The 24,021-nt window shown below is 31.9% G+C and carries 27 protein-coding genes; 14 read left to right on the top strand and 13 right to left on the bottom strand.

The genetic code is table 11. The annotated features are described in order from the left end of the window. The first annotated feature begins 155 nt into the window (after nucleotides 1–155). Nucleotides 156–929 (top strand): DUF6775 family putative metallopeptidase, encoded by a 774-nt coding sequence (locus ACW9W4_RS10305; protein WP_457762368.1) that lies wholly within the window; start codon nucleotides 156–158, stop codon nucleotides 927–929. Here the strand turns inward: ACW9W4_RS10305 and ACW9W4_RS10300 are convergent. Both ACW9W4_RS10300 and ACW9W4_RS10295 read right to left on the bottom strand, forming a co-directional pair. Then, nucleotides 911–1,816, bottom strand: a complete 906-nt coding sequence (locus ACW9W4_RS10300) for a malate dehydrogenase (protein ID WP_457762402.1) — start codon at nucleotides 1,814–1,816, stop codon at nucleotides 911–913. The genes ACW9W4_RS10305 and ACW9W4_RS10300 overlap by 19 nt on opposite strands. Then, entirely contained in the window at nucleotides 1,810–2,151 is a 342-nt protein-coding gene (locus ACW9W4_RS10295) for an HPF/RaiA family ribosome-associated protein (RefSeq protein ID WP_457762367.1), read from the bottom strand. The genes ACW9W4_RS10300 and ACW9W4_RS10295 overlap by 7 nt, the downstream gene beginning before the upstream one ends. Before the next feature lie 111 nt (nucleotides 2,152–2,262). Between ACW9W4_RS10295 and ACW9W4_RS10290 the strand changes: the two genes are divergently transcribed. Then, the gene (locus ACW9W4_RS10290) at nucleotides 2,263–3,117 is read left to right on the top strand and encodes a CBS domain-containing protein (RefSeq protein WP_457762366.1); all 855 of its coding nucleotides are present in this window, start codon (nucleotides 2,263–2,265) and stop codon (nucleotides 3,115–3,117) included. A gap of 2 nt (nucleotides 3,118–3,119) precedes the next feature. Here ACW9W4_RS10290 and ACW9W4_RS10285 read toward each other — a convergent pair whose 3' ends face one another. Continuing rightward, a complete protein-coding gene (locus ACW9W4_RS10285) occupies nucleotides 3,120–3,542 on the bottom strand; it encodes a universal stress protein (protein WP_457762365.1) in 423 nt (140 codons plus the stop codon). After that, complete coding sequence (locus ACW9W4_RS10280; protein ID WP_457762364.1) at nucleotides 3,539–3,970, bottom strand: universal stress protein; 432 nt, start codon at nucleotides 3,968–3,970, stop codon at nucleotides 3,539–3,541. Before ACW9W4_RS10280 ends, ACW9W4_RS10285 begins: the two co-directional genes overlap by 4 nt. A gap of 192 nt (nucleotides 3,971–4,162) precedes the next feature. Between ACW9W4_RS10280 and ACW9W4_RS10275 the strand changes: the two genes are divergently transcribed. Genes ACW9W4_RS10275 through ACW9W4_RS10260 form a run of 4 tightly spaced genes read left to right on the top strand, consistent with a single transcriptional unit; the run spans nucleotide 4,163 to nucleotide 7,231 of the window. Further along, the gene (locus tag ACW9W4_RS10275; protein ID WP_457762363.1) at nucleotides 4,163–5,455 is read left to right on the top strand and encodes an APC family permease; all 1,293 of its coding nucleotides are present in this window, start codon (nucleotides 4,163–4,165) and stop codon (nucleotides 5,453–5,455) included. A gap of 52 nt (nucleotides 5,456–5,507) precedes the next feature. Further along, nucleotides 5,508–6,509 carry a thioredoxin-disulfide reductase gene (trxB, locus tag ACW9W4_RS10270; protein WP_457762362.1) on the top strand — a complete coding sequence of 334 codons (1,002 nt, stop codon included), beginning with the start codon at nucleotides 5,508–5,510 and terminating at the stop codon, nucleotides 6,507–6,509. Beyond that, entirely contained in the window at nucleotides 6,509–6,724 is a 216-nt protein-coding gene (locus tag ACW9W4_RS10265) for a hypothetical protein (protein ID WP_457762361.1), read from the top strand. The genes trxB and ACW9W4_RS10265 overlap by 1 nt, the downstream gene beginning before the upstream one ends. 33 nt (nucleotides 6,725–6,757) lie before the next feature. Continuing rightward, a complete protein-coding gene (locus ACW9W4_RS10260) occupies nucleotides 6,758–7,231 on the top strand; it encodes a hypothetical protein (RefSeq protein WP_457762360.1) in 474 nt (157 codons plus the stop codon). On the opposite strand, the gene ACW9W4_RS10255 is transcribed toward ACW9W4_RS10260, so the two are convergent. The 4 genes from ACW9W4_RS10255 to serB form a co-directional block, all read right to left on the bottom strand. Next, on the bottom strand, nucleotides 7,232–8,224 hold the full coding sequence (locus tag ACW9W4_RS10255; protein WP_457762359.1) for a cysteine synthase family protein: 993 nt from the start codon (nucleotides 8,222–8,224) through the stop codon (nucleotides 7,232–7,234). Nucleotides 8,225–8,232: 8 nt separating this feature from the next. Then, complete coding sequence (locus tag ACW9W4_RS10250; protein WP_457762358.1) at nucleotides 8,233–8,469, bottom strand: sulfurtransferase TusA family protein; 237 nt, start codon at nucleotides 8,467–8,469, stop codon at nucleotides 8,233–8,235. 89 nt (nucleotides 8,470–8,558) lie between these two features. Next, nucleotides 8,559–9,284, bottom strand: a complete 726-nt coding sequence (cofE, locus tag ACW9W4_RS10245; protein WP_457762357.1) for a coenzyme F420-0:L-glutamate ligase — start codon at nucleotides 9,282–9,284, stop codon at nucleotides 8,559–8,561. Nucleotides 9,285–9,318: 34 nt separating this feature from the next. Continuing rightward, nucleotides 9,319–9,969, bottom strand: a complete 651-nt coding sequence (gene serB, locus ACW9W4_RS10240) for a phosphoserine phosphatase SerB (RefSeq protein ID WP_457762356.1) — start codon at nucleotides 9,967–9,969, stop codon at nucleotides 9,319–9,321. A 103-nt stretch (nucleotides 9,970–10,072) separates the two neighbouring features. Between serB and ACW9W4_RS10235 the strand changes: the two genes are divergently transcribed. From ACW9W4_RS10235 to egtB, 3 genes are all read left to right on the top strand, one after another. Beyond that, a complete protein-coding gene (locus tag ACW9W4_RS10235) occupies nucleotides 10,073–10,363 on the top strand; it encodes a hypothetical protein (protein WP_457762355.1) in 291 nt (96 codons plus the stop codon). A gap of 68 nt (nucleotides 10,364–10,431) precedes the next feature. Next, complete coding sequence (gene proS / locus ACW9W4_RS10230; RefSeq protein WP_457762354.1) at nucleotides 10,432–11,874, top strand: proline--tRNA ligase; 1,443 nt, start codon at nucleotides 10,432–10,434, stop codon at nucleotides 11,872–11,874. Between the two features lie 47 nt (nucleotides 11,875–11,921). After that, a complete protein-coding gene (gene egtB / locus ACW9W4_RS10225) occupies nucleotides 11,922–13,232 on the top strand; it encodes an ergothioneine biosynthesis protein EgtB (RefSeq protein ID WP_457762353.1) in 1,311 nt (436 codons plus the stop codon). On the opposite strand, the gene egtD is transcribed toward egtB, so the two are convergent. Continuing rightward, complete coding sequence (gene egtD, locus ACW9W4_RS10220; RefSeq protein WP_457762352.1) at nucleotides 13,229–14,251, bottom strand: L-histidine N(alpha)-methyltransferase; 1,023 nt, start codon at nucleotides 14,249–14,251, stop codon at nucleotides 13,229–13,231. The genes egtB and egtD overlap by 4 nt on opposite strands. Nucleotides 14,252–14,346: 95 nt before the next feature. Here egtD and ACW9W4_RS10215 point away from each other — a divergent pair, with 95 nt between their 5' ends. Continuing rightward, the gene (locus tag ACW9W4_RS10215; RefSeq protein ID WP_457762351.1) at nucleotides 14,347–15,312 is read left to right on the top strand and encodes an oligopeptide/dipeptide ABC transporter ATP-binding protein; all 966 of its coding nucleotides are present in this window, start codon (nucleotides 14,347–14,349) and stop codon (nucleotides 15,310–15,312) included. On the opposite strand, the gene ACW9W4_RS10210 is transcribed toward ACW9W4_RS10215, so the two are convergent. Beyond that, on the bottom strand, nucleotides 15,309–18,833 hold the full coding sequence (locus ACW9W4_RS10210; protein ID WP_457762350.1) for a chromosome segregation SMC family protein: 3,525 nt from the start codon (nucleotides 18,831–18,833) through the stop codon (nucleotides 15,309–15,311). The two genes, ACW9W4_RS10215 and ACW9W4_RS10210, sit on opposite strands and share 4 nt — an antisense overlap. 181 nt (nucleotides 18,834–19,014) lie before the next feature. On the opposite strand from ACW9W4_RS10210, the gene ACW9W4_RS10205 reads away from it, so the two are divergent. After that, nucleotides 19,015–19,752, top strand: a complete 738-nt coding sequence (locus ACW9W4_RS10205; RefSeq protein WP_457762349.1) for a carbon-nitrogen hydrolase family protein — start codon at nucleotides 19,015–19,017, stop codon at nucleotides 19,750–19,752. Here ACW9W4_RS10205 and ACW9W4_RS10200 read toward each other — a convergent pair whose 3' ends face one another. Further along, nucleotides 19,753–20,847 carry an inositol-3-phosphate synthase gene (locus ACW9W4_RS10200; RefSeq protein ID WP_457762348.1) on the bottom strand — a complete coding sequence of 365 codons (1,095 nt, stop codon included), beginning with the start codon at nucleotides 20,845–20,847 and terminating at the stop codon, nucleotides 19,753–19,755. It lies immediately after the preceding gene. Nucleotides 20,848–20,953: 106 nt separating this feature from the next. Here ACW9W4_RS10200 and ACW9W4_RS10195 point away from each other — a divergent pair, with 106 nt between their 5' ends. The 3 genes from ACW9W4_RS10195 to ACW9W4_RS10185 are packed head-to-tail and all read left to right on the top strand — an operon-like array spanning nucleotide 20,954 to nucleotide 23,317. Then, a complete protein-coding gene (locus tag ACW9W4_RS10195; RefSeq protein ID WP_457762347.1) occupies nucleotides 20,954–21,895 on the top strand; it encodes a deoxyhypusine synthase in 942 nt (313 codons plus the stop codon). 43 nt (nucleotides 21,896–21,938) lie between these two features. Next, complete coding sequence (locus ACW9W4_RS10190) at nucleotides 21,939–22,652, top strand: proteasome assembly chaperone family protein (RefSeq protein WP_457762346.1); 714 nt, start codon at nucleotides 21,939–21,941, stop codon at nucleotides 22,650–22,652. A gap of 44 nt (nucleotides 22,653–22,696) precedes the next feature. Further along, a complete protein-coding gene (locus ACW9W4_RS10185) occupies nucleotides 22,697–23,317 on the top strand; it encodes a LysE family transporter (RefSeq protein WP_457762345.1) in 621 nt (206 codons plus the stop codon). Here ACW9W4_RS10185 and ACW9W4_RS10180 read toward each other — a convergent pair. Both ACW9W4_RS10180 and ACW9W4_RS10175 read right to left on the bottom strand, forming a co-directional pair. Next, on the bottom strand, nucleotides 23,314–23,502 hold the full coding sequence (locus tag ACW9W4_RS10180) for a hypothetical protein (protein WP_457762344.1): 189 nt from the start codon (nucleotides 23,500–23,502) through the stop codon (nucleotides 23,314–23,316). The two genes, ACW9W4_RS10185 and ACW9W4_RS10180, sit on opposite strands and share 4 nt — an antisense overlap. Before the next feature lie 31 nt (nucleotides 23,503–23,533). Beyond that, the coding region (locus ACW9W4_RS10175; RefSeq protein WP_457762343.1) for a DNA-binding protein at nucleotides 23,534–24,021 on the bottom strand (488 nt) is incomplete at its 5' end.

Raw genomic sequence — 24,021 nt, 5'->3', positions numbered from 1 at the left:
TTAGTAGTATTTTTTATAAAATATTTGCATGAAGATAGTAATTTTGAAAATATCCATTTTTTGTAAAATTGTAAGTAGTTTATATATAAAAATCGCCTAATCCTTTAAAAAAATAATTCGTTAGAAAGATAAGCAATTAAGATAATATTTCATTAGTGAAAATTTCTAAGATTATTCTATACAATGAGCCTACAGTTCCAGAAATTCAAATTGAAAAAATTAAAGAATTCATCACAGATACATGTCAAATCAAAGTTGAGATAAACGATAATTTTTTTAAAAGTTTAGAAGATGAGATATTTGAAAAAATAGCATCGACACGAATTTTTGATTTAAAAAATCAATTCAAAAAACATATTCCGACACAAGAAGAAATTCAAATTGAAAAAGAAAATCAAGATACAACTGAACAAGATACAATGACATTGTACGATGGATTTGAACTACAGAATATTATTGTAGAGAATATTTCAATTACTGACAACATATTACACATAGTTTTTACAAACAAACTTACTGCAACATTTGATAATGATGATTTCAGATATCATGCTAGAGCACTAATCAGTTCCAACCCTACAATAATTTCAACAACTGGAATGATAGAGGCACCTGCAAAACCCAAGCAATACTATTTAGATTTAATGACAAATTTTTCAGAAGCAAAGATAGAAGAAATCAAAGAAAAATACAAAGGGCAATTTTTAGAATATCACGATCCAAGATTAAGCGATATTGTAGAAGGGTATGTGCTACAAGCCATCATGTATTATAGTACAGGGGACGCATTTTGTGAAAATAAAGAATGCAGATTATTCAATTCCCATTGGCAAAAGGAACTATTCTATTCACAATTAGAAAATAAAAAACTATGTGACAATCATCAAGAGAAACTCAAGGAGATAAGAAATCAAGCACGAATAGATTGAATATCATTACGAATCTTCTCAGATGATTTTTTTAGAGAAGATGATTCCGTATCGTCAAGTTTCACTATCTGTATTTTACATACACCATTTTGATCAATTCTTACAGGTACTCCCATAGCAACATCATTTTCACCATACTCACCTTCAAGAACTACTGATGCAGGGATTGTGATTTCTTTTTTGTGTAAAATAGAATCAATAACATCAAAGGTATTTTTTGCAATACCAAATTGAGATCGACTCTTAAAACTTCTCAATTTCTTCCAGTAATTTCGAACATCTTCAGTGATGTCATCCCTACTATCAATCATTGAAAAAAGAGGATTACCGCCAACTGTAACACCAGAGAAAACAGGAACCATAGAATCACCATGTTCTCCCAAAACAAGAGCGTTAGAAACAGAAGATTGTGGAACAGATAGTTTTTCAGATATCAGATAACGAAATCGACTTGTATCAAGACTAGATGCAATGCCAATGACTTTGAATCTAGAAATTCTACTTATTTTTTGGAAAAAATAAGTCAAAACATCAAGAGGATTAGACACTATCAAAACTATTGCAGATGGGCAATACTGTTTAATTTTTTGTGCAATATCTTCGATCATTTTTACCTGAGATTGGATATTTTCAGTTCTATTTTTCATGTAAACACCAACACTTGCAGTAATCACAACAATTTCAGAGCCTGATATTTGAGAATAGTCATCAGTTCCCTTAACAGTAAATTTAGAGTTTGCAGGAATTGCACTTGCAACATCTAATGCCTCACCAATTGCCTTTCTTTTATCACGGTTTACAAGCAGAACATCATCTAATCCATGTGATACACAAAGAAATCCTATAGATGTGCCAACACGACCACTACCAACAATAGAAATCAAAATTCTTTTTTACGAATACTGTCTCTTTGTCTTTTATTGTCATTTTTTTGTAATTCACCCTCTAATTTTCTAGATAAATCATCAGCAATTTTTAAAATATCCCAACCAGATTCAGTATAAATTAATCTATCATTAGATGTTTTTACAGTAGCTGTAACTTCATAATGAGTTCTAGTACCTTCAGGGTTTTGAGATTCAACTGCAATTTTTGCTTCAATGATATGAGGCAATACTTGTTGAACTTTCTCTAAAGCGTCACCGAATTTTGATAAAAGTACTTGATTTGCAGGTTCGTCTTTAGGTAAACCAATAACAAACAAAGGTACTTTTTCTGCCATGTTCCAGTAAAACAAACTAGAAGTAAATATCTATCTAATAATCACCAAATCTGATTTTCAGTATTGGTATTATTAGGAGAAATAATTAATCAATCATAGATTAGAATCATAATGAATGTTAGAGACTTGCAATTATCGGAGTTTATTACAAAACCAATTACGGTTTCACCTAGTACAACATTACTAAAAACAAGAGAAATCTTATTACAGAAAAAAGTAAAACGAGTAATTATAACCGATAAAAAATTTCCAATAGGAGTAATCACTGAAAAAGATATTGCAAAAAAAATTTATGAACTAGGAACAAAGCCAATAAAATCAGTAAAAGCTAAAGATTTCAAATTAAAAACATTGTATACGTTAAGCAAAGAGAATTCTATAAAAGAATGTGCAAAATTAATGAAGAAACATAGAATAAGTTTAGTCATCATACTAAACAAAGATAAAACACTAGCAGGAATTGTAACTGAAACAGATCTCACTACAGCAGTTCTCACAAAAGGATCAGATTCAATATTAGTTTCAAAAATAATGAAGTCAAATGTCATCACTGCAGCACCAAGTGATCCAATATTATTTGTAGAAAGTTTGTTATTAAAATACGGAATTTCTAGAATCGTCATTAAAAGAAATCAAAAACCAGTAGGAGTAATAACATTCAGGGATTTTGTGCCTGCAAAAATCCCACAATGGATTGCAGAATCAGCAGATCCTAAAGAAGTTCAAGAATATAAATTCAAAAAAGGATTGGCTGAGACTCACGCCAATCAAATGAGCTATCTATTCCCATTTCATGCAACAGACATCATGTCCACAAACCCAATCACAGTCAATAAAGATGATGAAGTTAAAGTTGCCATAACTAAAATGATAAAATACAACATCAGTGGCCTCCCAGTTCTAAATAATTCAAGACTGGTAGGAATAATTACAAAGTCAGATATTGTAAGCACCTTAGCAAGTTAGGTCTATTTTACTATCAAAACAGAGCAAGAAGATGATTGTGAAATTTTATTTGAAACACTTCCAAGTAATAGTCTAGATACAGAACCTAACCCTTTATTTCCAACAACTATAAGATCACATTTCTCTTTTTTTACAATTTTTTCAATTTCATTTACAATATTTCCTTCTTTTAAGAAAATTTTTGCAGTGATTCCTTTTTTCAATAGTTTCTTATTTGCTTTTTCTAATACATTAGTTCCAAACTTTCGAAGAAGCTCAAGGTATTCTTTTCTATCAAGAAAATTAATCGGGATTGATTTTTCTACAACATATATTAAAATTAGAACCGAACCTAACGCACCAACTAATTCACTTGCACGGTCTAAAGACTTTTCAGAATATATTGAGCCATCAATTGGAACAAGAATACTTTTGAAACTATTCATTTCACTACCAATACAGGTTTTTTTGACTTGTGCAAAACATAATTTGAAACACTTCCCAAGAAAAGCTCTTTGGCAGAACTTCTTCCACGAGCTCCAACTACAACCATATCAATTTTGTTTTTAATGTTGTTTGCAAATCTTACAATGTCATATCCAGGATCACCAGCAATGGCCTTTCCGGTTAAATCAATTCCCTTCTTTGCAGCTCGGACTTTGGCATCACCAAGTAATTTATTTATTTCAGTCATTGAATTAAAATCCAAAAATCCTAGAGGATGAATTGCATATATTCCAGGCACAGTTTTTACAGCTAAAGCAACAATAGTCCCTTGAGACTGTCGGGCAAGATGTATCGCCATATCTAAACCACGAATTGAATTTTTTGAACCATCAAGTGGGACTAAAATGTTCTTTGTTTTAATTACCATATTTGAAATGGATTAACATTCAATTTTAAAGGCCATACAGATTGTCTATTATGATTTTCAACTTTGACATTACAAGTGACTGTCAAATATATAATTTGACATAATTAATTTGTAAAATGAGTAATTCAAAAAGAGAACTATTGTGAGACCTAGAAAATATTCAATTTTATGGTGTCTCAGGGTTAGTAACATATGTCTGAATTAAAGCGTCACATGGGTCTGTTCCAACTTACAATGTATGGAACTGGTTTAATTCTAGGTGCAGGAATTTATGTTCTAATAGGTGAAGCCGCGGGTTTTGCAGGAAATGCCGTATGGATTTCATTTGCATTAGGGTCTGTTGTCGCATTGTTTGCAGGATTTAGTTATGCTGAGCTATCATCAGTATTTCCAAAGGCAGCTGCAGAATATGTTTTCATTAAAAATGCTTTCAAAAATAATTTTTTTGCATTCATAATTGGATGGTTGACAGCAATCACATCTATAATTACAGCTGCAACAGTCGCATTAGGATTCGGAGGATATTTCGCTGAATTTGTAAATATTCCAATAGTTATTTCAGCAATTGGTTTGTTAGTGATTCTCTCAATAGTAAATTTCATAGGAATTAGAGAATCTGCTTGGACTAATACTATTTTTACAGTAATTGAAGCAACAGGATTGATACTAATCATTGTAATTGGATTTACATTTGCTAGTCCAGAGCCTATAGATTATTCTGAAAGTCCATCAGGATTAACTGGAATTGCCATTGCATTTGTATTGATATTTTTTGCATTTATTGGATTTGAAGATATGGCAAATATGGCTGAAGAAGTAAAAAAACCAAGAAAAACACTCCCCAGAGCAATAATTCTGTCAGTTTTAATATCAGGTATAATTTACATTCTAGTTTCTTTAGCTGTAGTTCGAGTTGTAAATTGGGAGGAACTTGCCAATTCAGCTGCACCGTTAGCATTAGTAGCAGAAAGAGGTTTAGGTTCAGAAGCGCACATCATACTTTCATCTATAGCACTTTTTGCCATAACCAATACAGTTTTGATCACACTTGTTGCAGGTTCTAGAATTTTTTATGGCATGGCAAAAGAAAAAGTATTCCCATCCATTCTAAAAAAAGTTCATTTTAAAACAAAAACACCTTGGATAGCTGTAATTGTAATCATGATTACGGCCATATCGTTTACATTTATTGGAGATATTGTAATTATTGCAAACATTACAGTTTTTGCAATTGTGATTACTTTTGCTGCAGTAAATCTAGCAGTGATCGTTTTACGTTACACAGAACCAGATATTGAACGAAAATTCAAAGTCCCCATCAATATTGGAAAATTTCCAATTCTTCCATTACTGGGATTGATAGTTTCAGGATATATGGCATTACAGTTTGAAATAGAAGTAGTACTTGTAGGAGTAGCAATTATCGGAATTGGAATCATATTCTATGTTTTAAAAAATAAATTAAAAAGAATGAAATCCATATAATTTAAAAGAGATATTCACTTAAATTATTGAAATTAAGACCATTAACATTATGATGTCAGGAGGAGACGCAGGGTCAGCAGTTCTTGAAACAAGAGACGATGAAATCAAAATATCAGATAAAACTAAAACAAAATACGATGTAATCATTATTGGTGCAGGTCCATCTGGATATACTGCAGGAATTTATTGTTCTAGAGCAGGTTATGACACTTTGATTTTATCAGGATTACTTCCGGGAGGACAACTAGTCAATACAACAGAAGTTGAAAACTATCCTGGATTTGAAAAAGGGATTATGGGTCCTGATTTGATGATTGATATGAGAAAACAATCACAAAGAATGGGAACTGCAATCATTGATGATGTAGTAGTTGACGTAGACTTTAGACGTAAACCATTCAAAGTTCTAACAGCATCAGAGGAATTTGAAGGTCGTGCTGTAATCATTGCAACCGGTGCTAATCCAAGAAAATTAGGTGTTGAAGGTGAAGAAACTTTCAGTGGAAAAGGAGTATCATATTGTGCAACATGTGATGGTCCTTTCTTTAGAAATCAAGAAATTCTTGTTGTAGGAGGGGGAGATTCTGCAATTGAAGAAGCAACATTCCTTACAAAATTTGCATCAAATGTTCATCTAATACATAGAAGAGAAGAACTGCGGGCAAGTAAAATCATGCAAGAAAGAGCATTTAACAATGAAAAAATAAAATTCCATTTTGATTCAGCAGTTACTGCCATCAAAGGTGATCAAAAAATACAACATGCAGTTTTGAAAAACCTAAAAACAAATGAAGAAACTACACTTGATGCAGGAGGATTATTTGTTGCAATTGGTCATGTGCCAAATACACAACTATTCAAAGGTCAAATTGATTTAGATGATGAAGGATACATCGTATTAAAGAATAAAACACATACCAACATGGAAGGGATTTTTGCTGCAGGCGATGTACATGATAGAAGTTATCGACAAGCAATTACTGCAGCAGGTTTTGGATGTATGGCAGCAATTGATGTGGACAAATATCTCACTGAAAGTGCAGATAAGCAGTAATGAAAAATGCTCAATGTAAAAAATGCCTGAATAAATTTCATCAGAAAGATATCTACACTATTCAACAATTTCAATATAGGAAATTACCCTCATACAAATGGTCTGTAAAATATTTCGAGGGATTAGGAATTACAGAGTGGGATTCATTCTGTGAAGTATGTATGTTAGAATATACAAAAGAATCTGAGAAAAAATGGAATGAATCAAAAATCTAAACTCTTTATTGAGAGAGCGCAAACTATTGAATAATGAGTCAAGATCCAGAGAATCTAAAAAAAATAGCTAAAGAACACAGCGACAAACTAGCTAAATTAGGAATGGATTTGGGGGAAATTCAATTCAGTTATAGAATTGAAGAAAAAGTAACTAAAGAGTATTGGAATCAAAGAATGAAGGATTTTAAAAAATATAATGAAAAAGGTTTAGAATATTACAATCAAGTTCATGCAATGATGGACTTGGTAAACAAGGAAGAATCACAACGATTTCTTTTACGCATTAGTAAATTCAGACAATTAAGTACAACACTATCTGAAACTATGGAGAAAATTAAAGAAAACCCAACAATAATTGATTCAAAAGATAAACAACAAAGCCCATGGAGTAAGGAAATTAAAAATCAAATCACAGAACAAAGTAACGAATGTTTACGACATGAGATGGACATGAATGGATCATTTAGAGAATTTTATGAAAAACATTTGAAAAGTATTCTTGAATAACTAGTATGCCAATTCAGACATGTGTTTTGCATCTTTAAGGCAATCATCAAACTCTTCCTCAGTCATAACATTTTGAGTTGCGTAAACACTTTTGAATTTCCTACCATCATCAGCAAAAATTCCTACAACACATGCATCTCCATCAATAGGATATTTTTTCATGCATGCATAAACTGCAGCAGAAGATGGACTAATCAAGAGTTTGTCTTTAGCAAACACGTCTTTTACAACTGAAAATGCCTCATCATTATCAGCAGATACCCAATCATCAACAACATTTTCTCTTTTTAAGAATAAATCAGGTTTTGCAGATTCTTCAAAATTTCTCCATCCTTGAATTAAGTGATTTTGTTGCGGTTGACATCCAATTATTTTAACATCAGGATTTTTTTCTTTCAAATATGCACCTATTCCGGTAATTGTACCTCCAGTACCAACACCAGTAAAGAAATGAGTTACCTTACCTTCAGTTTGCTTCCAAATTTCAGGTCCAGTTCCAACATAATGTCCTTTGAAATTTGCTTCATTCGCATATTGATTTGGAGAATAATACGTATCAGGTCTAGATGATGCAATCGATGTAGCAAGTGCAATGCTTTGATCAGTTCCAGCACCTACTTTGGGACATAAATCATCACTGGTTTCAAACACTTTGGCCCCTAGTTTTCTTATGATATCTTTAGTTTCATTACTTGCTTTTTCAGGAATTACAATCTCAACTTTATAGCCCAAGATATTTGCAATTCCTGTCAATGCAATTCCAGTATTACCAGAGGTGGGTTCGATGATGATGCTTTTCCCTTTTGTTAAAATTCCTTTTTCTTCACCATCTTTAATCATGTAATATGCTGCCCTGTCTTTAACAGACCCAAATGGATTATGACCCTCTAATTTTGCAAAATATTCAACGTTATCATGAGAAAGAGAATCCAAATGTACCAGAGGGGTATTACCTACACGATTCAAAACATCTGTATCAGTAACAGTAGTCATGATTGGGATTATTTCACCTTTTTAATTTTGAATGTAATAGTTTCACCGTCTTTGGACATGTCTAATAATTCATGGCCATTTCTTGTAACCCATCTTGAAATATCATCTTCAGCTGCTGGATCATCAGCAGATACAACAATTATTTCACCGACTTGCATTCTTTCAATTTCAATTTTGGTTCTAAATACAGGTTCAGGACAAAACAATCCTGTTGCATCTAGTTTTTTTTCAGTAGATTCAGACATTACTAATCCCTAAAGACCAAATTGTCATATTAAAAGCTATACGAGTTTATCTTGTCCTATTTCACAGTAGAATTAAATTTTGAAAAAAATTATCTAAAAAGGTCTTCATGTTCAGGGCGAATTAATTCATTAATTGTATGATCTTCAATCTTAAATGAATAGTCACGAATTATCGCAAAGGGGCATTTCAAAGATTTACCCATAACTAATTCTGATGCAGATGTAATCTCATCAGCAATAGCTATTGCAGTTACTCGTAAAATTTTATTAAAAGAATCCAAAGTTCCCTCATAATCTAAAATAGGATTTAATCCAGATACTCCAATTGCATGATTAGTTTGTCCCATTCTAAAAGGTCGACCAAACGTATCAGAAATTATTACTGCTACATTTTTGTTTGATTGCTCGAGAATTTTTTTTCTAATTTGTTGTGCAGAATTATCAGAGTTCACAGGTAACAAAGTTGCATATCCTTCTTGGATATTACTTTCATCAATTCCAGCATTTGCGCAAATAAATCCCTGATTAGTTTCAACTATCAATATCCCATTTTTCATTCTTACAATTCGTTTTGATTCAGATAAAATTAATTCAATAATTTTAGGATCTTTCTGATATTGAGAACTAATACCCTCAGCCAATAACGAAGGAGTCACAGTGGACAAATCTATCAAACGCCCTTCTTGTTTAGAGATTATTTTTTGTGCAATTACTAAAATGTCACCATCATTTAATTTTTCAGATTTTAAAATGATGTCAGAGATATCATCAGATGGTTCGATCTCTTTTTCAACATAAATAGGAATGATTTGCAAGCAATGTATCTCAAGTAAAGGACTAAAAAATTGTTTATGCAGGAGTTGCAGCTTCTAATTCAAGTTTGTAGTGTTTGTTGATAATATCAATAATTTTTGATAGATCTTTTTCTTCTAAAGTTGTAGTAGCCAAGTCTTTGACAATATCTTGGGCACGATATGCAATTCCCAATCCACAAACATCAAATAACTTTATGTCATTTGCACCATCTACGACACAAACTATATTTTCTTTTTTCTCACCCCATTCTTCAATTTTTATTTTTGCAGATTTTGATTTATCAGAATCAACATTAATTGTCACACCATCCAGTTTACCATCTTTGAAAATTAATTCATTTGAAAAAATATAATCAAGATCCAATTCTTTTTTCAATCTATGCATCATCAGGGAAAAACCACCAGATACGGCCATTATTTTCCATCCTGCTGCTTTTAATGCCATACATGCCTCTTTTGCACCAGTCATGATGGGTAATGCATCAGATACTTCTTGACAAGTTTGTTCATCAAGACCCTTCAAAGCTGCAACTCTAGTTCGTAATCCCTCTTCCCAGTTAATTTTTCCTTGAATTCCTTGTTTTGTGATTTCCCAAATTTCAGATTCTTTGTTAAGTTTTTCTGCAAGAATTGGGAGATATTCTTCATCATACAAAACTCCCTCAACATCAAAAATAGCTAACAATAGTAATCTGATTTTGAAAAAAATCGCTAATTATATTAAAGTTTAAACTTTTTTCAGATCTAAAAAACGCTAGTAATAAATCACCGAGCATATCATACTAAGTATGGCAGAAGAGCTAGAACGCAAATATGATGTAAAAATTGAAACAACCGAAGATAAAGTAAAATTCCCTGCCGAACTCAAAGAAAAATTAAAAGACTTAGGTTTGATGGATGATAAAGGAAAATTGAAACTCAAAGGAGTTAGTCCAAAAATGCTCAAAAGAATGAAACAAGAATTTGTAAAGTGCCCAGTTTTAAAAGAAGATATCCAATTTGTTCAATGTTTCGTTTGTCCGAATTTCCAAAGTAGAGTCATGGGCGAAGTATTATGCAAAGGCGACCCACTAAAATAACAAATTAGTTTTAAAACAAAAATCATCACGAAAGGCTCATTAGTTAAATTAATTCAATAAATCTTAGTTTGGGTAAAGAAGACGTAGGAATCACAGTTTCAAAGAAAGATGATTTTAGTGAATGGTACACACAAGTAGTTCTAAAGGCCAAACTTGCAGATTATGCTCCCGTTAAAGGATTAATTGTACTCAGACCAGACGGTTATTCAATTTGGGAATCATTAAGAAGTACTTTTGATAAAAAATTTTCAAGAAATGGTATTAGGAATGGATTTTTACCAATCTTAATTCCAGAATCACTATTAGGTAAAGAACAGAAACATTTTGCAGGATTCAATCCAGAAGTATTTTGGGTAACTCATTCAGGAACTAATGAAATTGGAGACAGACTGGCATTAAGACCAACATCTGAGACATTGGCATATACCATGTATGCAAAATGGATCCAAAGTTGGAGGGATTTACCATTAAAAATAAATTTTTGGAACACCGCATTAAGAGCCGAAATTAAAGCAACAAAACCATTCCTCAGAACTTCAGAATTTTTGTGGCAAGAAGGACATACTGTACACAGTACTCAAGAAGAAGCAGAGAAAGAAGTAATGAAAATTTTAGATATTTACAAAAATACAGTTGAAGAAGAACTGGCAATTCCAGTGACAACAGGTAAAAAAAGTGAGAAAGAGAAATTTGTCGGAGCAGTATACACTACTACAATGGAATCAATCATGCCAGATGGGAAAGCATTACAGATGGGCACATCTCATTTCTTAGGTCAAAACTTTTCAAAACCATTTGAAGTTAAATTTGCAGATAAAGATAATGTAGAACATTTTGCATGGCAAACATCTTGGGGAGTGTCTTGGAGATTAATTGGAGCCATGATCATGGCACATGGTGATGATAAAGGATTAGTTTTACCACCAAAGGTAGCTCCAATGCAAGTAGTTATCGTTCCAATTTACAGAAACGATGAAGGAAAAGAAACAATACTTCCAAAAGTAGAAGAAATCAAAAAAGAATTAGAATCAAAAGATATCAGAGTACACGTAGATGAAAGAGAAGGACTATCTCCAGGTTACAAATTCAACGATTGGGAACTAAAAGGAGTTCCATTAAGAATAGAAATAGGACCCAAAGATATTGAAAAAAATAGCATGGTAGTTGCAAAAAGATACAATCTTGAAAAAATCAGTTTGAGTTTTACAGAAATTGAGAAAATCCCCACAATATTAGATGAAATTCAAGTAGAGATGCTAAAAAAAGCCAGAGAAGAAGCTAAAAGTAACTCTTTAGAAATTTCAGATTACTCTGATTTTAAATCAAAAATTGAGAAAGGAGGTTTCTTCAATTCACCTTGGTGCGGAAAATTAGAATGTGAAGAGAAAATTAAAGAAGAAACAGGAGCAGAAATCAGAGTTATTCCATTTGGAAGTGAAAATACAAATCAAAAATGCATCTACTGTCAAGAACAAAGTATAGCAGTTCCAATCTTTGCTAGAGGATATTAAAAAAATACCCACAAATATAATAATAGAAAAAAGATTATTTCTTAATATTGACATCCAACCCAGAATTACAGTCAGAGAATTCATTACTATTACAGTTTAAAGAAACACGCAGTAGAACGCTAGAACTTGTAAAAACATTAGAAAAAGATGATTTTGTAGTTCAAACTGCATTTTTTATGAGTCCACCAAAATGGCACATCGGACATGTGAGTTGGATTTATGAAACAATAATGAACAAAATTGATAAAAATTATGAATTTTACTCTAAAGAATTTTCAGAATATCTAAATTCCTATTATCAGCAATTTGGGGTACCTCATGACAAAGGTTTGAGAGGAGTTGTTTCAAGACCAACGACTGATCAAATTTTTCAATATTTTAATACAATAAATCAAAAAGTAGAGAAATTTATCCAAACCCAAACGCTTAGTGAGGAAGATGTCAAACTTATCACTACAGGATTTCATCATGAATGTCAACATCAAGAACTTCTAGTGTATGATTTACAACATTTACTTGCAGAACAATACAGACCTGTAAAGAAAAATAAAATTGTAAAACAACCAAGCGTTGATAGAAAATCAATTCAAATTAATGGTGGATTATATGTCATGGGAAATATAGGGAAAGAGTTTTGCTACGACATTGAATTACCTGAACACAAAGTTTACCTTAATGATTACAAAATAGATGAATTTCCAGTAACAAACAAGCAATATCTAGAATTCATGGAATCTGGAGGATATGAGACCTACAAATATTGGTTATCAGACGGATGGGAAAAAGTCAAAGAAAATAAATGGAAATCTCCAATGTATTGGGAAAAAATTGATGGTAAATGGCATACAAGAGACTTTTTAGGAATTAGAGAAATCAATCCAAACGAGCCAGTGTGCCATGTAAGTTTCTACGAAGCAGATGCATATTGTAAGTGGGCAGGAAAAAGACTCCCAACAGAGGCTGAATGGGAAAAAGCTGCTTGTTGGAATGAGGACAAGCAAGAGAAAACCATATTCCCATGGGGAAATGAAAATCCAACAAATGAAAAATGTAATTTACTTGAATCATATCATTGGGGATGTTCGGAAATTGGGACATACCCAAATGGAACTAGTCATTCAGGATGTCAACAAATGATTGGAGATGTTTGGGAATGGACATCATCAGAGTATACAGGATATCCAGGATTCAAGTCAGGATTTGACGAATACAATGACAAATGGTTTACAAATCAAAAAGTTTTGAGAGGAGGTTCGTTTGCAACACCAAAGATGTCAATTAGAGGGAGTTACAGAAATTTCTTTAGACTAGATGAAAGATGGTTATTTTCAGGTTTTAGATGTGCTGAAAATATTTAATTTTTTGATACTAGAGTTAATGAAAAATTAGTATTCTCATCTAACCAAGTATGATTGATTTTGAATCCAGTACTTTCAAAAAGAGTTTTAATTTGATCTAGAGTAAATTTATGAGAATGTTCAGTATGAATCAACTCATTTTTTTTCAAATTTAATAAAAGACCAGATTTTGAAATAATTACAGATTGATTCACTAAAGATTTTAAATACATTTCAATTCGCTGATCCTCTTTATTGTATATAGAATAATGTGAAAAATTATTTAGATTAAAATCGGCATCAAGCTCGTCATTTATTCTAGATAGAACATTGAGATTAAATTCAGCAGTAATACCTTGTGTATCATTATATGCGGATTCTAAAATTTGTGAATCCTTTACCAGATCCAAACCAATTAAAAATAAATCACCAGATTTCATTGTAGAGTTTATTTTTTCTAAAAAGATTTTACCATCAGCAGGAGAGAAATTGCCAAAGCTAGAACCTAAAAATAGAATTAAATTATTTTTATCATCATAATTTTTTAAAAATTCCAATCCACCCTCATAAGTGTCAATAATTCCAGTAATTCGAAGATTATCATAATCTTGTAAAAGTTGTTCTGAACTTTCAGTTAGTATTTCAGAGATATCAATTGGGAAATATTCTGTTGTTTGTTGCATTTGAGTGAAAATATCAAGTAATAATCTAGTTTTCACGGATGCCCCACTACCAAGTTCAACTAATCTAAAGGAATCATCAATAAATGAAGGTAATTCGGTCTTTAACTTCTTCAAAATGGTAATTTCAGTTCTTGTGGGATAGTATTCAGGAAGGGTACAAATTTTTTCAAACAAGTCAGAGCCTTTTTTGTCATAAAAAAATTTAGGCACAATAAATTTAGATGTCCTATTCAAGCTTGAAGATATTTCTTCAGCAAATGTTTTCTCTATTTTACTAGCATGAGGTTTAAAATATTGAAGTTTAGAATCGATTACATATTTTTTATAATCAGGATGTTTTTGGATTGATTTATTCAAGTATTAAACCGGTCTTTGTTTAACATAAATGCTTTATCACAAATTTTACGCATGAAAAATATTTCTTGATATACTTCTTTATTCGACAATAACTATTGGGTGAAATTCTCAGAGTAGAGCATTTGAAAAAATATTTTACAAAAAAAGGCATATTTGGGAAAAAATCAGTAACTGTGAGAGCTACTGATGATGTATCATTTTCATTAAATAAAGGCGAAGTTTTTGTATTAGCAGGAGAATCAGGTTCTGGAAAATCAACCATTGCAAAATTAATTCTTAAATCAATCCAGTTAAATTCAGGAAAAATATTTTTTGAAGATCAGGAAATTGATGATAAAAAAGAAAATTTAGCAAAAATTAGAATGAATTGTCAAATGATACACCAAGATCCATATGACTCTATCAACCCCAGAATGAAGATTGGCGACATCATATCTGAACCACTTGAAATTCACAAAATTGGAAACAAAGAGGATAGAACCAAAAGAGTAATCGAAGTACTACATGAAGTAAAATTAGAACCAGCGGAAGATATTGCAAAAAGATATCCACACATGTTGTCGGGTGGACAAAGACAGAGAGTGGTACTGGCAAGAGCTTTGGCACTAAAACCCAAAATAATTCTGGCAGATGAACCAGTTTCCATGCTAGATGTATCAATTAGAGCTGAAATGTTAGAATTGATGCAAGAATTACAAAGAAAATACAACATTTCATTTATCTACATTACACATGACTTAGCTACTGCCAGATATTTTGGTCAAAGGATAGGAATTTTGTATATGGGGAAAATTGTTGAAATTGGACCAATTAATCAAGTGTTGGTAAAACCAAGGCACCCTTACACTCAAGCATTAATGGATGCCATTTCAGAGCCTGATCCTGACAATTTACACAGGGAGAAAAAAATCAGAATCAATGACCCGTTAGATATTGATGTGTATCAAGGATGTAGATTCAGAGCAAGATGTCCATATGCCATTGAAAAATGCATAGAAGAACCAGGATTAGAAGAAAATAATGCAGGTCATTACTCGGCCTGTTTTGTAAAACTAGACTAGGAAGTTTTCATTGAAGGGATTCGTTTATCTTTGTAAGTAACAACATTGGATACCCCATTCTTTGGAAATACTCCGTAGATCAATTTTGCTTTCTGAATTACAGAATCTTTGAGGGACACCATAATGAATTGACTTTCCTTTGATCTTTCTTCTAAAATTTTTGCCAGTCTTTCTGAATTTGGTGCATCAAGGTGAGCATCAACTTCATCAAAGAGATAGAATGGAGATGGTTTTAGTTTTTGTAATGCTAGAACAAATACAATTGCAGCTAGTGTTTTCTCACCACCACTAATTGACGTAGACTCTCTTTTGGGTTTATTTGGGAATTGAATTAGATATGAAATTCCAGAATTGAATATATCATCTTCATTTTGTAATTCCAACCATGCATTACCATCAGTCATTTTATTAAAAATTAAACGAATTTCTTTATCGACTTTATCAAATGCATCTAAGAATGTTTGTCGTTTATCTTTTTCAATATCTTCAATGAATTTAACAATAGAATTCCTTTCAGCTTCAAGTGAATTCTTTCTTGTAGACATTGAACGATATCCATAAGATACCTCAAGGTATGTTTCAGGGGCTTTGGCATTTAATGCATTTAGCGAAGATAGTTCAGTATTCAATCCATGCACAATTGATTCAACATCAAATGTTTCCATGTCTTTATCAAATCCAAACGTAGATAGAATTTGTTGTAGTTTAACCTCATTTTCAACTAAATCTTTAAGATCACGAGTAAGTGAGTCTGTTTGACGCTCTATAGTATTGATTTGTTTTGTCAATTCTCTATCTTGTTCAGTTAATACTTTGAGTTTATCATCAAACTCTTTTAGATGGCCAATAGATGAACCAGACGTAGAAATTAATTCTTGTTCTTTTTCACGCAAAGATACAAGAACTTGGTTCTTAGATTCTTTCTGAATTTCCAAGTCGTGTATTTTTGTTTCAAGTTCTTTGTATTCTAGATTTAATGAATTTGTTTCATCATCAAGTCGATTAGATTGAGATTTTTCTCTATTGTATTGAGTTTGTAAAGTTGTTTGTTGTGAAGATTTATCACGGTATTCATTCATTATTGTGGTGTATAATTTTTCAATATCAGACTTTTTAATATTAATCCTAGATAATTCAGAAGCAATTCTATCTTGCTCTCCACTTGCATAATTTTCCTCAACAATAGTTATTCGTTCTTGTAGTGACTCTACATGAGATTCACAAGTATTTACTTCAGATTCAATTATATTATTTCTCGAAGTAAGTTCTGAAATTCTTTTTGAAAGTTGTTCCTTCATACTATGTGCAGAAGTGAGTCTAGATTTCAAATTTGAATAATTTTCAGTTGTAGATGTTAGTGAATTTTCAGACATGGAAAGTCGGTCATCATAAGATTGGATAGAATCCTCTAATTTTTTTAATGAATGTTTTTTCTTTAACATGTATTTTTTAATTATACTAATTGACTGGAATAATCCATCAATATCACTACTCATGGAGATAAGTTTTGTGAGTTTAGATATTTTTGAATTAATATCAATGATTACAGTGCCATTTTTTTCTTCAAAGAATTCACCATCAAGTGTTACCGATTTGTAGCCCTTTTGAGAGACATTGTAGGCAGATTCCCTATTCTCAGTAAGCACAATATTGCCAAACAGGAAAGTTTTGAGGGAAGCATAGGCAGGATCACATGTAACATAGTTAGCAAGTATGCCCATCACACCAGGTTCATTTGGTAAAGATAGTTTGAATTGTGGAATTGCATCTAGTGGAATTATTTTTAGTTTTGGAAGTTTTTTACTTCGAGCAACTTCAGCAATTCCAAGTAAAGTTGCAAAGTCTTTTACAACAATTGCCTTAATCCAATCAGAACTTACTGCTAAAACCGAGCGCTCATATTTTTTATCCCATGAAATCATTTCATAGACTAATCCATCAATACCAAGTTTGTCTGCATCCTCTTTTAATTTAGCAACAGTATAATCTTCATGCATGAAGCCTTGTACAGTTTTAATTTTTGATTCATATTGATTTGCAGCTTTATTTGATTTCTCTAAAATAAATTCCAACTCATCCATATCATTATGTATTTTTGATTTTCTATCATGAAGTTTTTGAATTCTTGATTTTAATTCAGTAATAGATGCATTGTGATTATTCAACATAGATTCCAGTTTGGATTGGTAACCAGTTAATGAAACAATATCATTTTCTAATTCAGAAAGTTTAGCAGTATTTACGTCAATTTTAATTTTTGATTCATCTTTCTCATGTAAAACTTTGGATAGTTTTAGTTGTACATTATTGAGTTGACTTGTAAGAGATTTAATTTTATTGTCAATTTCAGATTTTTTAGCTGCTGCTTCTGATTGTTCTGTAAGTATTTTATTTCTTTGAGAGTCAATAATTTGTAAATCATCATTGATTTTATTTTTCTTTAAATCTGTTTCATCTATAGATATTTTTATTTTTTGAAGTTGTGTATCAATATCTGTTCTAGCTTGATTGATTTCATCAATTTCAGTTTGTATTTCAGGTAATCTTAAATTAATTTGCTCTAATCGTTTCTTTGATGCAGAAATTGCACTATTGTCTATCTCATATTGTTCCATTGCAGAACTAATTTCAACATCAAGAGTAGCTTTTGCTTGACTGTAATCATTAGCTTCTGCCATTAACTTTGTCTTTTCAGTTTCTAAAGTAGTGATTTCTTCTCTCAAAGCATTTCTTTGAGTGCTAAAAGTAGCGATTTCAGCATTTAATGCATTCAAATTAGATTCTTTTGCCAATTTTTGGCTTGAAATTACCTTCATTTTATTTGCTGCAGCAATGGCTTTGTAACGATTTAACTCACGTTCTAAAATATCATGACGTAATTTTTGATTTCTTTCTTCCTCTAATTCATCTATTCTTTTTTTAATTTCACCCATTTTGGCAAGAGCAATTTCTAAACGTCTATCTGCCTCATCTAATTGTTTTATAGATTCTATTTTTTTATCATCAAAGTATGATAGACCAATTAAATCTTCAATTGTTTTTCTTTTTTCTTCTGAAGTGAATTCAGATATTCTAGTTACAGTTCCTTGTTGGACAGCATTGAGTTGACCCAAACCGGCATTTGCCATATCAAGTAAATCAAGAATATGACTTCGATTTGTTTTCTTTTTGTTTAGATAGTATGTGTTTTCACCGTTGGCGTCCATTTCTCTTGTAATTTCAACTGCATCAGAATCTACTGGAATTTTTCTATCAGAGTTATCAAAATGAACACTTGTTCTTGCCATTTTTGGTCCATGTCTTGCTCCTTCAATATCATGAATTAGAGATCGCAGTTTATCCACTCTCATAACTTTTGGTTTATTTTCACCCATTGCAAAAATTATGGCATCCAAGATGTTACTTTTACCAGAGCCGTTTGGACCTGAAATTGAAACTAATCCTGGTTCAAACTGTACAGTAGTATTCTTAAACCCAAATGATTTGAAACCGAAGATCTCAACTTTTTTAACATGAACCAATGATAATAATTTCTCATTACGTAGGATAATCGATGCTTAACAAGTTTAGTTGACAGAATTGATTAATTTTTCTTGTTGTGTTATGATATTTTTCGTAGCGGTTGAAAAGAAAATAATAATTTTTTAATTATTGATCGCATAATTACGCCTACTATAATTACTAAGAAATAATTCTAAAAATATGGTTAAGCTTGGGTTAATCCAGACCACATCACAAAGTACTAATCAAAAAGGAATTTCTCATGCAGTAAAAATTCTTAAAAAATTAGGAAGGAGTAACACTGACATCGTGTGCCTGCCAGAACAATGGCTGAAAAATAATGAGATCAGTGATTTTGAGTTAGAGTTTTCAGAATTTAAAAAAATAGCAAAGGAATTCAGTATGACCATAATTCCAGGAGCATTTTATGAAATTACAAAGAAAAAAACATCCATCGTATCTCCAGTGATTGGACCAAAAGGGGAATCCATAGGCAAACAAGAGAAAATCCATCCTTTTGACTATGAAAAAAATAGTGTAAAACCAGGAAATGAGGCTAAAATCTTCAATACTGCCTGCAAATTTGGGGTGATAATTTGTTATGATATGGTATTTCCAAAGGTAGCAAATACGCTGGTAAAAAAAGGAGCCCAAGTTTTGTTTTCACCTAGCAGAATAGTCAGAAGAGGAATTGAGCCTTGGCAAATGTATGTTCAAGTCAGAGCATTAGAGAACAGAATTCCAATCTTAGCAGCAAATGTTGAGAATAAGAGATTCGGAGGAAACAGTCTCATCATAGATTTGAATGAAAATAACAAAGTAGTCACAACTAAAGTTATGAAATTAAATGGAGAATGCGGAGTTAGTAAAGAATTTGATTTGAATAAATATGAAAAGAGTAGAAAGATAAGATTTTCAGATTCTAATAATTTTCAGTGATTAGTTGCCTGCAACAAACTTTTCACATGCATCTTTTGCTAAAACATCAGAAGTTTGTTCTATAGGGTGTTTCATCAAGTATGCACTGGCAGGTTTGATTGGGCCACCAACTCCTCTATCAAGAGCAATTCTTGCTAATCGAATGGCATCAATTACAATACCTGCAGAATTGGCTTTATCATCAACTTCTAAACGAACTTCCATATTATATGGAATGTTTGCCCATTGTCTACCTTCAATTCTCATAAACATGAGTTTAGTATTACCTAGAAATGGAATAAAGTCTGAAGGACCAACATAGATTTGATCATCATCTAATCTTTCCTTAAGTTGACTTTGGACGCTTTCAGTCTTAGAGATTCTCTTAGATGCCAATCGGTCTTGTTCCTTCATGTTTAAGAAATCAGTGTTACCTCCAACATTGATTTGGTATGTTTTTTCAATTTTTGTTCCTCTATCACTACAAAGTTTAGCCAAAGTTCTATGTACAATAGTTGCACCAACTTGACCTTTGATGTCATCACCAATGCAAGGAACATTTGCATCCTCAAACTTTTTTGCCCATTTCTCATCTGATGCAATAAAAGATGGAATGCAATTTACAAATGCAGTTTTTGTATCTAAACAAATCTGAGCCCAAAATTCAGTTACTTTATCAGAGCCGACTGGTAGATAAGATACAATAATTTCAACTCCTTTTTCTTTGATAATTTTTTTTACCTCTTCAGCAATTTGTTCAGTTGTTTTTGTGCTAACAATAGGTTTAATTCGATTTTCTACCCAAACACCTACTCCATCCAAAATAGGACTTTCATAGACCAGTGCCTCATTTTTAGGCAAGTCATCTTTAGCAATCCAATCAACCATGTTAGGATATTCATAAATTGCTTCATGCAATAATTTGCCAACTTTATTTTCGCCAACATCAAATCCACAAACAAAGTCAATATCATGAATTCCATATCCTGCTAGTTTATCGTGAATAATACCAGTTACTTCTTGGGAAGGGTTTTTTCTATAATATTCAATTCCTTGAATTAAACCTGAAAAACAATTACCAATACCTACTAAACCAACTTTAATTCTATCAGCCATTTGAATTTCATTGTCGAAGGGGAGGTTTAAAGTTTCCCCAGATAATTGAAAAATCTCAATCATTAAAGGCAGGATTTTATATTCGGTACCGACATAGAATATAATCATGATAGATCCAGGCCGTCCAGTAAAAGATATTCAAATTAATTCAAGCATGTCAATTGAAAAAATTTTTGAAGAGTTGTCTCAATCAGGAGGATTTGAATCAGTGAACCTATCAAGCGGGTTAGAGATTTTAACAGAAATGATTTCAGATAAACAATGTTTAAGATTTATTTCATTTGTCGGTGCAGTAGTATCTACAGGGTTAAGAGGAATAATCAAAGATATGATAAAAAACAAATGGTTTGATGTTGCAATTACAACATGCGGTGCATTAGATCATGATATTGCCAGACACTTTTCACATTACAAAGAAGGTTCATTTACAATGGATGATATGGAACTGGCAAATCAAAACATTCACAGATTAGGAAACGTCCTAGTACCAATGGATAGTTACGGACCACTGATTGAAGAAAAAATGCAGTCATTCTTAGAAGAAGAATATCAAAATGAAATCAAAGAGATGAGCACATCTGAAATTTGTAAAATGATTGGAAAGCATCTTGGCGAAGACTCTTTTCTATACTGGGCATACAAAAACGATATTGATGTAGTAGTTCCAGGAATTATGGATGGGGCAGTAGGAAGTCAAATTTGGTTATTTACACAAAAACATGCAGATTTCAAATTAAACATGATTGGAGATGCAAATTTACTATCAGGATTAATTTTCAAAGCTGAGAAATCAGGAGCATTCATGATTGGAGGTGGAATTTCAAAACATCATACATTATGGTGGAACCAATACAGAGAAGGATTAGATTATGCATTTTACATCACTACTGCTCAAGAATTTGATGGAAGTCTGAGTGGCGCACTTGTACGAGAAGCAATTTCATGGGGAAAAGTTACACAAATAGCAAAACAATCAACACTTCATGCAGAAGTAACAACAATTTTACCATTCATTTATGCAGCATTACTTTCAAAATTACAAAAATAAAATTAGATAAAAGCTATTATTTGATCAATACAGAAAATATTCATTGATTCCAAAAATTAGAATTAGAGAAATTAAAAAATTAAATTTAGAAGAAGGGTATTTGATAGATGGATTTCCTTCAGTAGGATTCACCAGTGCAATTGCAACTGAATCAATGATCAACACATCACAATTTGAACTGGGAGGAGTAATGGACTCAGAAGCATTTCCTCCAATTAGTGTAATTAAAAATGGAAAACCAAATTTCCCAACAAGGATTTTTGTAAATGAGAAATTAAAAGTAGGAATATTTTTGTCATATTTGACTCTAGAGCAGTCATTACATAGGATTACAGCAAAAACAATGCTGTCATGGGCAAAAAAACATAAAATAAAATTAATTGTCAGCAGTGTTGCAATCAAGTCAGTAAACGATGATGAAGAGATGATAGGTATTGGAAGTACAGAATCTGCAAGAACCAAAATAAAAGAAGCAGGTCTCAAAGTTTTAGATCATGGTACAATTCCAGGCATCCCAGGGATTTTACTAAATGAAGGAAGAATGTCAGATCAAGATGTTATCGTAATAATTTTTCATACAAATGGAAAAGGGCCAGACTTCAAATCAAGTGCAAATCTATGTATGGCAATGTCAAAATTAATTCCAGGTGCATCTTGTGACATATCATCACTACAAAAAGAAGCAGAGAAAGCTGAAGGTATCATTAAGGAAGCTCAAGAAGAGTCAAAAAATCTCAAAGACTCCATGTACAGATAAAAAATCACACCAAGTTTATTTCAGAAATAAATAATTGAAAAAGAATGATTCAGATTTTTGAATTTGCAATTATTGTAATCATTATTTCGGCATCAGGAGTCATGGCCCCAGGGCCATTATTTACTGCAAATGTATCATATGGATTACGAGAAGGAACCAAATCAGGTGTTAAAATGGCAATAGGCCATACAATTGTAGAATTCCCTCTAGTCATCCTATTAGGAATAGGAGTTTTTTCTTTAGAATCATTTCCAGAATTTAGAACTATAATTTCCATTGTAGGGGCGATTACACTTTTTATTTTTGCATTTGTTCAAATTAAAAATACGTTACAAAATAACAAAAACATTTCATCAATTCCAAAACACGGGCCATTATTTACTGGAATTGTATTTAGCGCACTAAATCCATTTTTTATTATTTGGTGGTTAACGATAGGATTCAAACTAATTTCAGATGCAATGTTAATTTGGGCATTTTCAGGCATACTAATAGTATTTTTTCTGCACATATGGATGGATTATGTGTGGTTAGGAGGGATTTCATTGTTAGCATCCAAAAGCTCACAAATATTATCAAATAGAAACTACAAAGTCATAATGATTGGGTTGAGTTTATTGTTAGTATATTTTGGAATCACATTTTTACTAGACGCATCATATTAACCACAATCTAAAATCTCTATTTCGGATGTACACATGTCATTATAAGAATAAATTTGTTCAAGAATATTTTCACATTGTTCGGGATCTAAAGATTGTTCATAAGATAGAATCTCATTTGTGATTATCAAATAATCTACATTACATGAATCACCAATAAAACTAATCACTAGAACAATAAATAACACAACAAATAGAATTAATGTTAGAAATTTTAATCTAGTTTTTTGAAATATCAATTTCCATGTTGGAAACATTACGTTGTTTTCCATCTTGTGAAGTTAAAGAATCAGATGAAATTCTAACATCACTAATTACATAGCCAACTGAATCCATTCGTTTTACAATCATTTGGGAAACATCAACAGCCTGTGTAATTCTTTTACCTCTTGCTTTGATAGTAACAGTAGGTCTAGTTGAAAGTTGTGTTAATGTTGCAGAAACATAAGTCATGATTGGTTTTGTACCAATAAAAATAACATCGCGTTCCTCTGTACTGTGAGGAGAATCTGAAAAGTGTTTAGGATTAGGTGTTTTATGTTCAATATTATTTGATTCAGATTTGTCATCAGGTTCTGGTGTTGGTTCAGGTTCTGGTGTTGGTTCAGGTTCTGGTGTTGGTTCAGGTTCTGGTGTTGGTTCAGGTTCTGGTGTTGGTTCAGGTTCTGGTGTTGGTTCAGGTTCTGGTGTTGGTTCAGGTTCTGGTG

It is taken from the genome of Candidatus Nitrosopumilus sp. bin_7KS, from assembly GCF_054095835.1.
The sequence above is the reverse complement of the archived record's forward strand: the minus strand, read 5'-3'. Positions and strand labels throughout refer to the sequence as shown.

Bases quoted from the DNA above. Each gene is read 5' to 3' on its own strand.
- ACW9W4_RS10285 (WP_457762365.1), bottom strand. From the start codon at position 3,542: ATGAATAGTTTCAAAAGTATTCTTGTTCCAATTGATGGCTCAATATAT.
- ACW9W4_RS10295 (WP_457762367.1), bottom strand. From the start codon at position 2,151: ATGGCAGAAAAAGTACCTTTGTTTGTTATTGGTTTACCTAAAGACGAA.
- trxB (WP_457762362.1), top strand. From the start codon at position 5,508: ATGTCAGGAGGAGACGCAGGGTCAGCAGTTCTTGAAACAAGAGACGAT.
- ACW9W4_RS10185 (WP_457762345.1), top strand. From the start codon at position 22,697: ATGATTCAGATTTTTGAATTTGCAATTATTGTAATCATTATTTCGGCA.
- ACW9W4_RS10200 (WP_457762348.1), bottom strand. From the start codon at position 20,847: ATGGCTGATAGAATTAAAGTTGGTTTAGTAGGTATTGGTAATTGTTTT.
- ACW9W4_RS10255 (WP_457762359.1), bottom strand. From the start codon at position 8,224: ATGACTACTGTTACTGATACAGATGTTTTGAATCGTGTAGGTAATACC.
- ACW9W4_RS10205 (WP_457762349.1), top strand. From the start codon at position 19,015: ATGGTTAAGCTTGGGTTAATCCAGACCACATCACAAAGTACTAATCAA.
- ACW9W4_RS10260 (WP_457762360.1), top strand. From the start codon at position 6,758: ATGAGTCAAGATCCAGAGAATCTAAAAAAAATAGCTAAAGAACACAGC.
- ACW9W4_RS10275 (WP_457762363.1), top strand. From the start codon at position 4,163: ATGTCTGAATTAAAGCGTCACATGGGTCTGTTCCAACTTACAATGTAT.
- ACW9W4_RS10290 (WP_457762366.1), top strand. From the start codon at position 2,263: ATGAATGTTAGAGACTTGCAATTATCGGAGTTTATTACAAAACCAATT.
- ACW9W4_RS10280 (WP_457762364.1), bottom strand. From the start codon at position 3,970: ATGGTAATTAAAACAAAGAACATTTTAGTCCCACTTGATGGTTCAAAA.
- ACW9W4_RS10250 (WP_457762358.1), bottom strand. From the start codon at position 8,469: ATGTCTGAATCTACTGAAAAAAAACTAGATGCAACAGGATTGTTTTGT.
- ACW9W4_RS10265 (WP_457762361.1), top strand. From the start codon at position 6,509: ATGAAAAATGCTCAATGTAAAAAATGCCTGAATAAATTTCATCAGAAA.
- ACW9W4_RS10235 (WP_457762355.1), top strand. From the start codon at position 10,073: ATGGCAGAAGAGCTAGAACGCAAATATGATGTAAAAATTGAAACAACC.
- ACW9W4_RS10195 (WP_457762347.1), top strand. From the start codon at position 20,954: ATGATAGATCCAGGCCGTCCAGTAAAAGATATTCAAATTAATTCAAGC.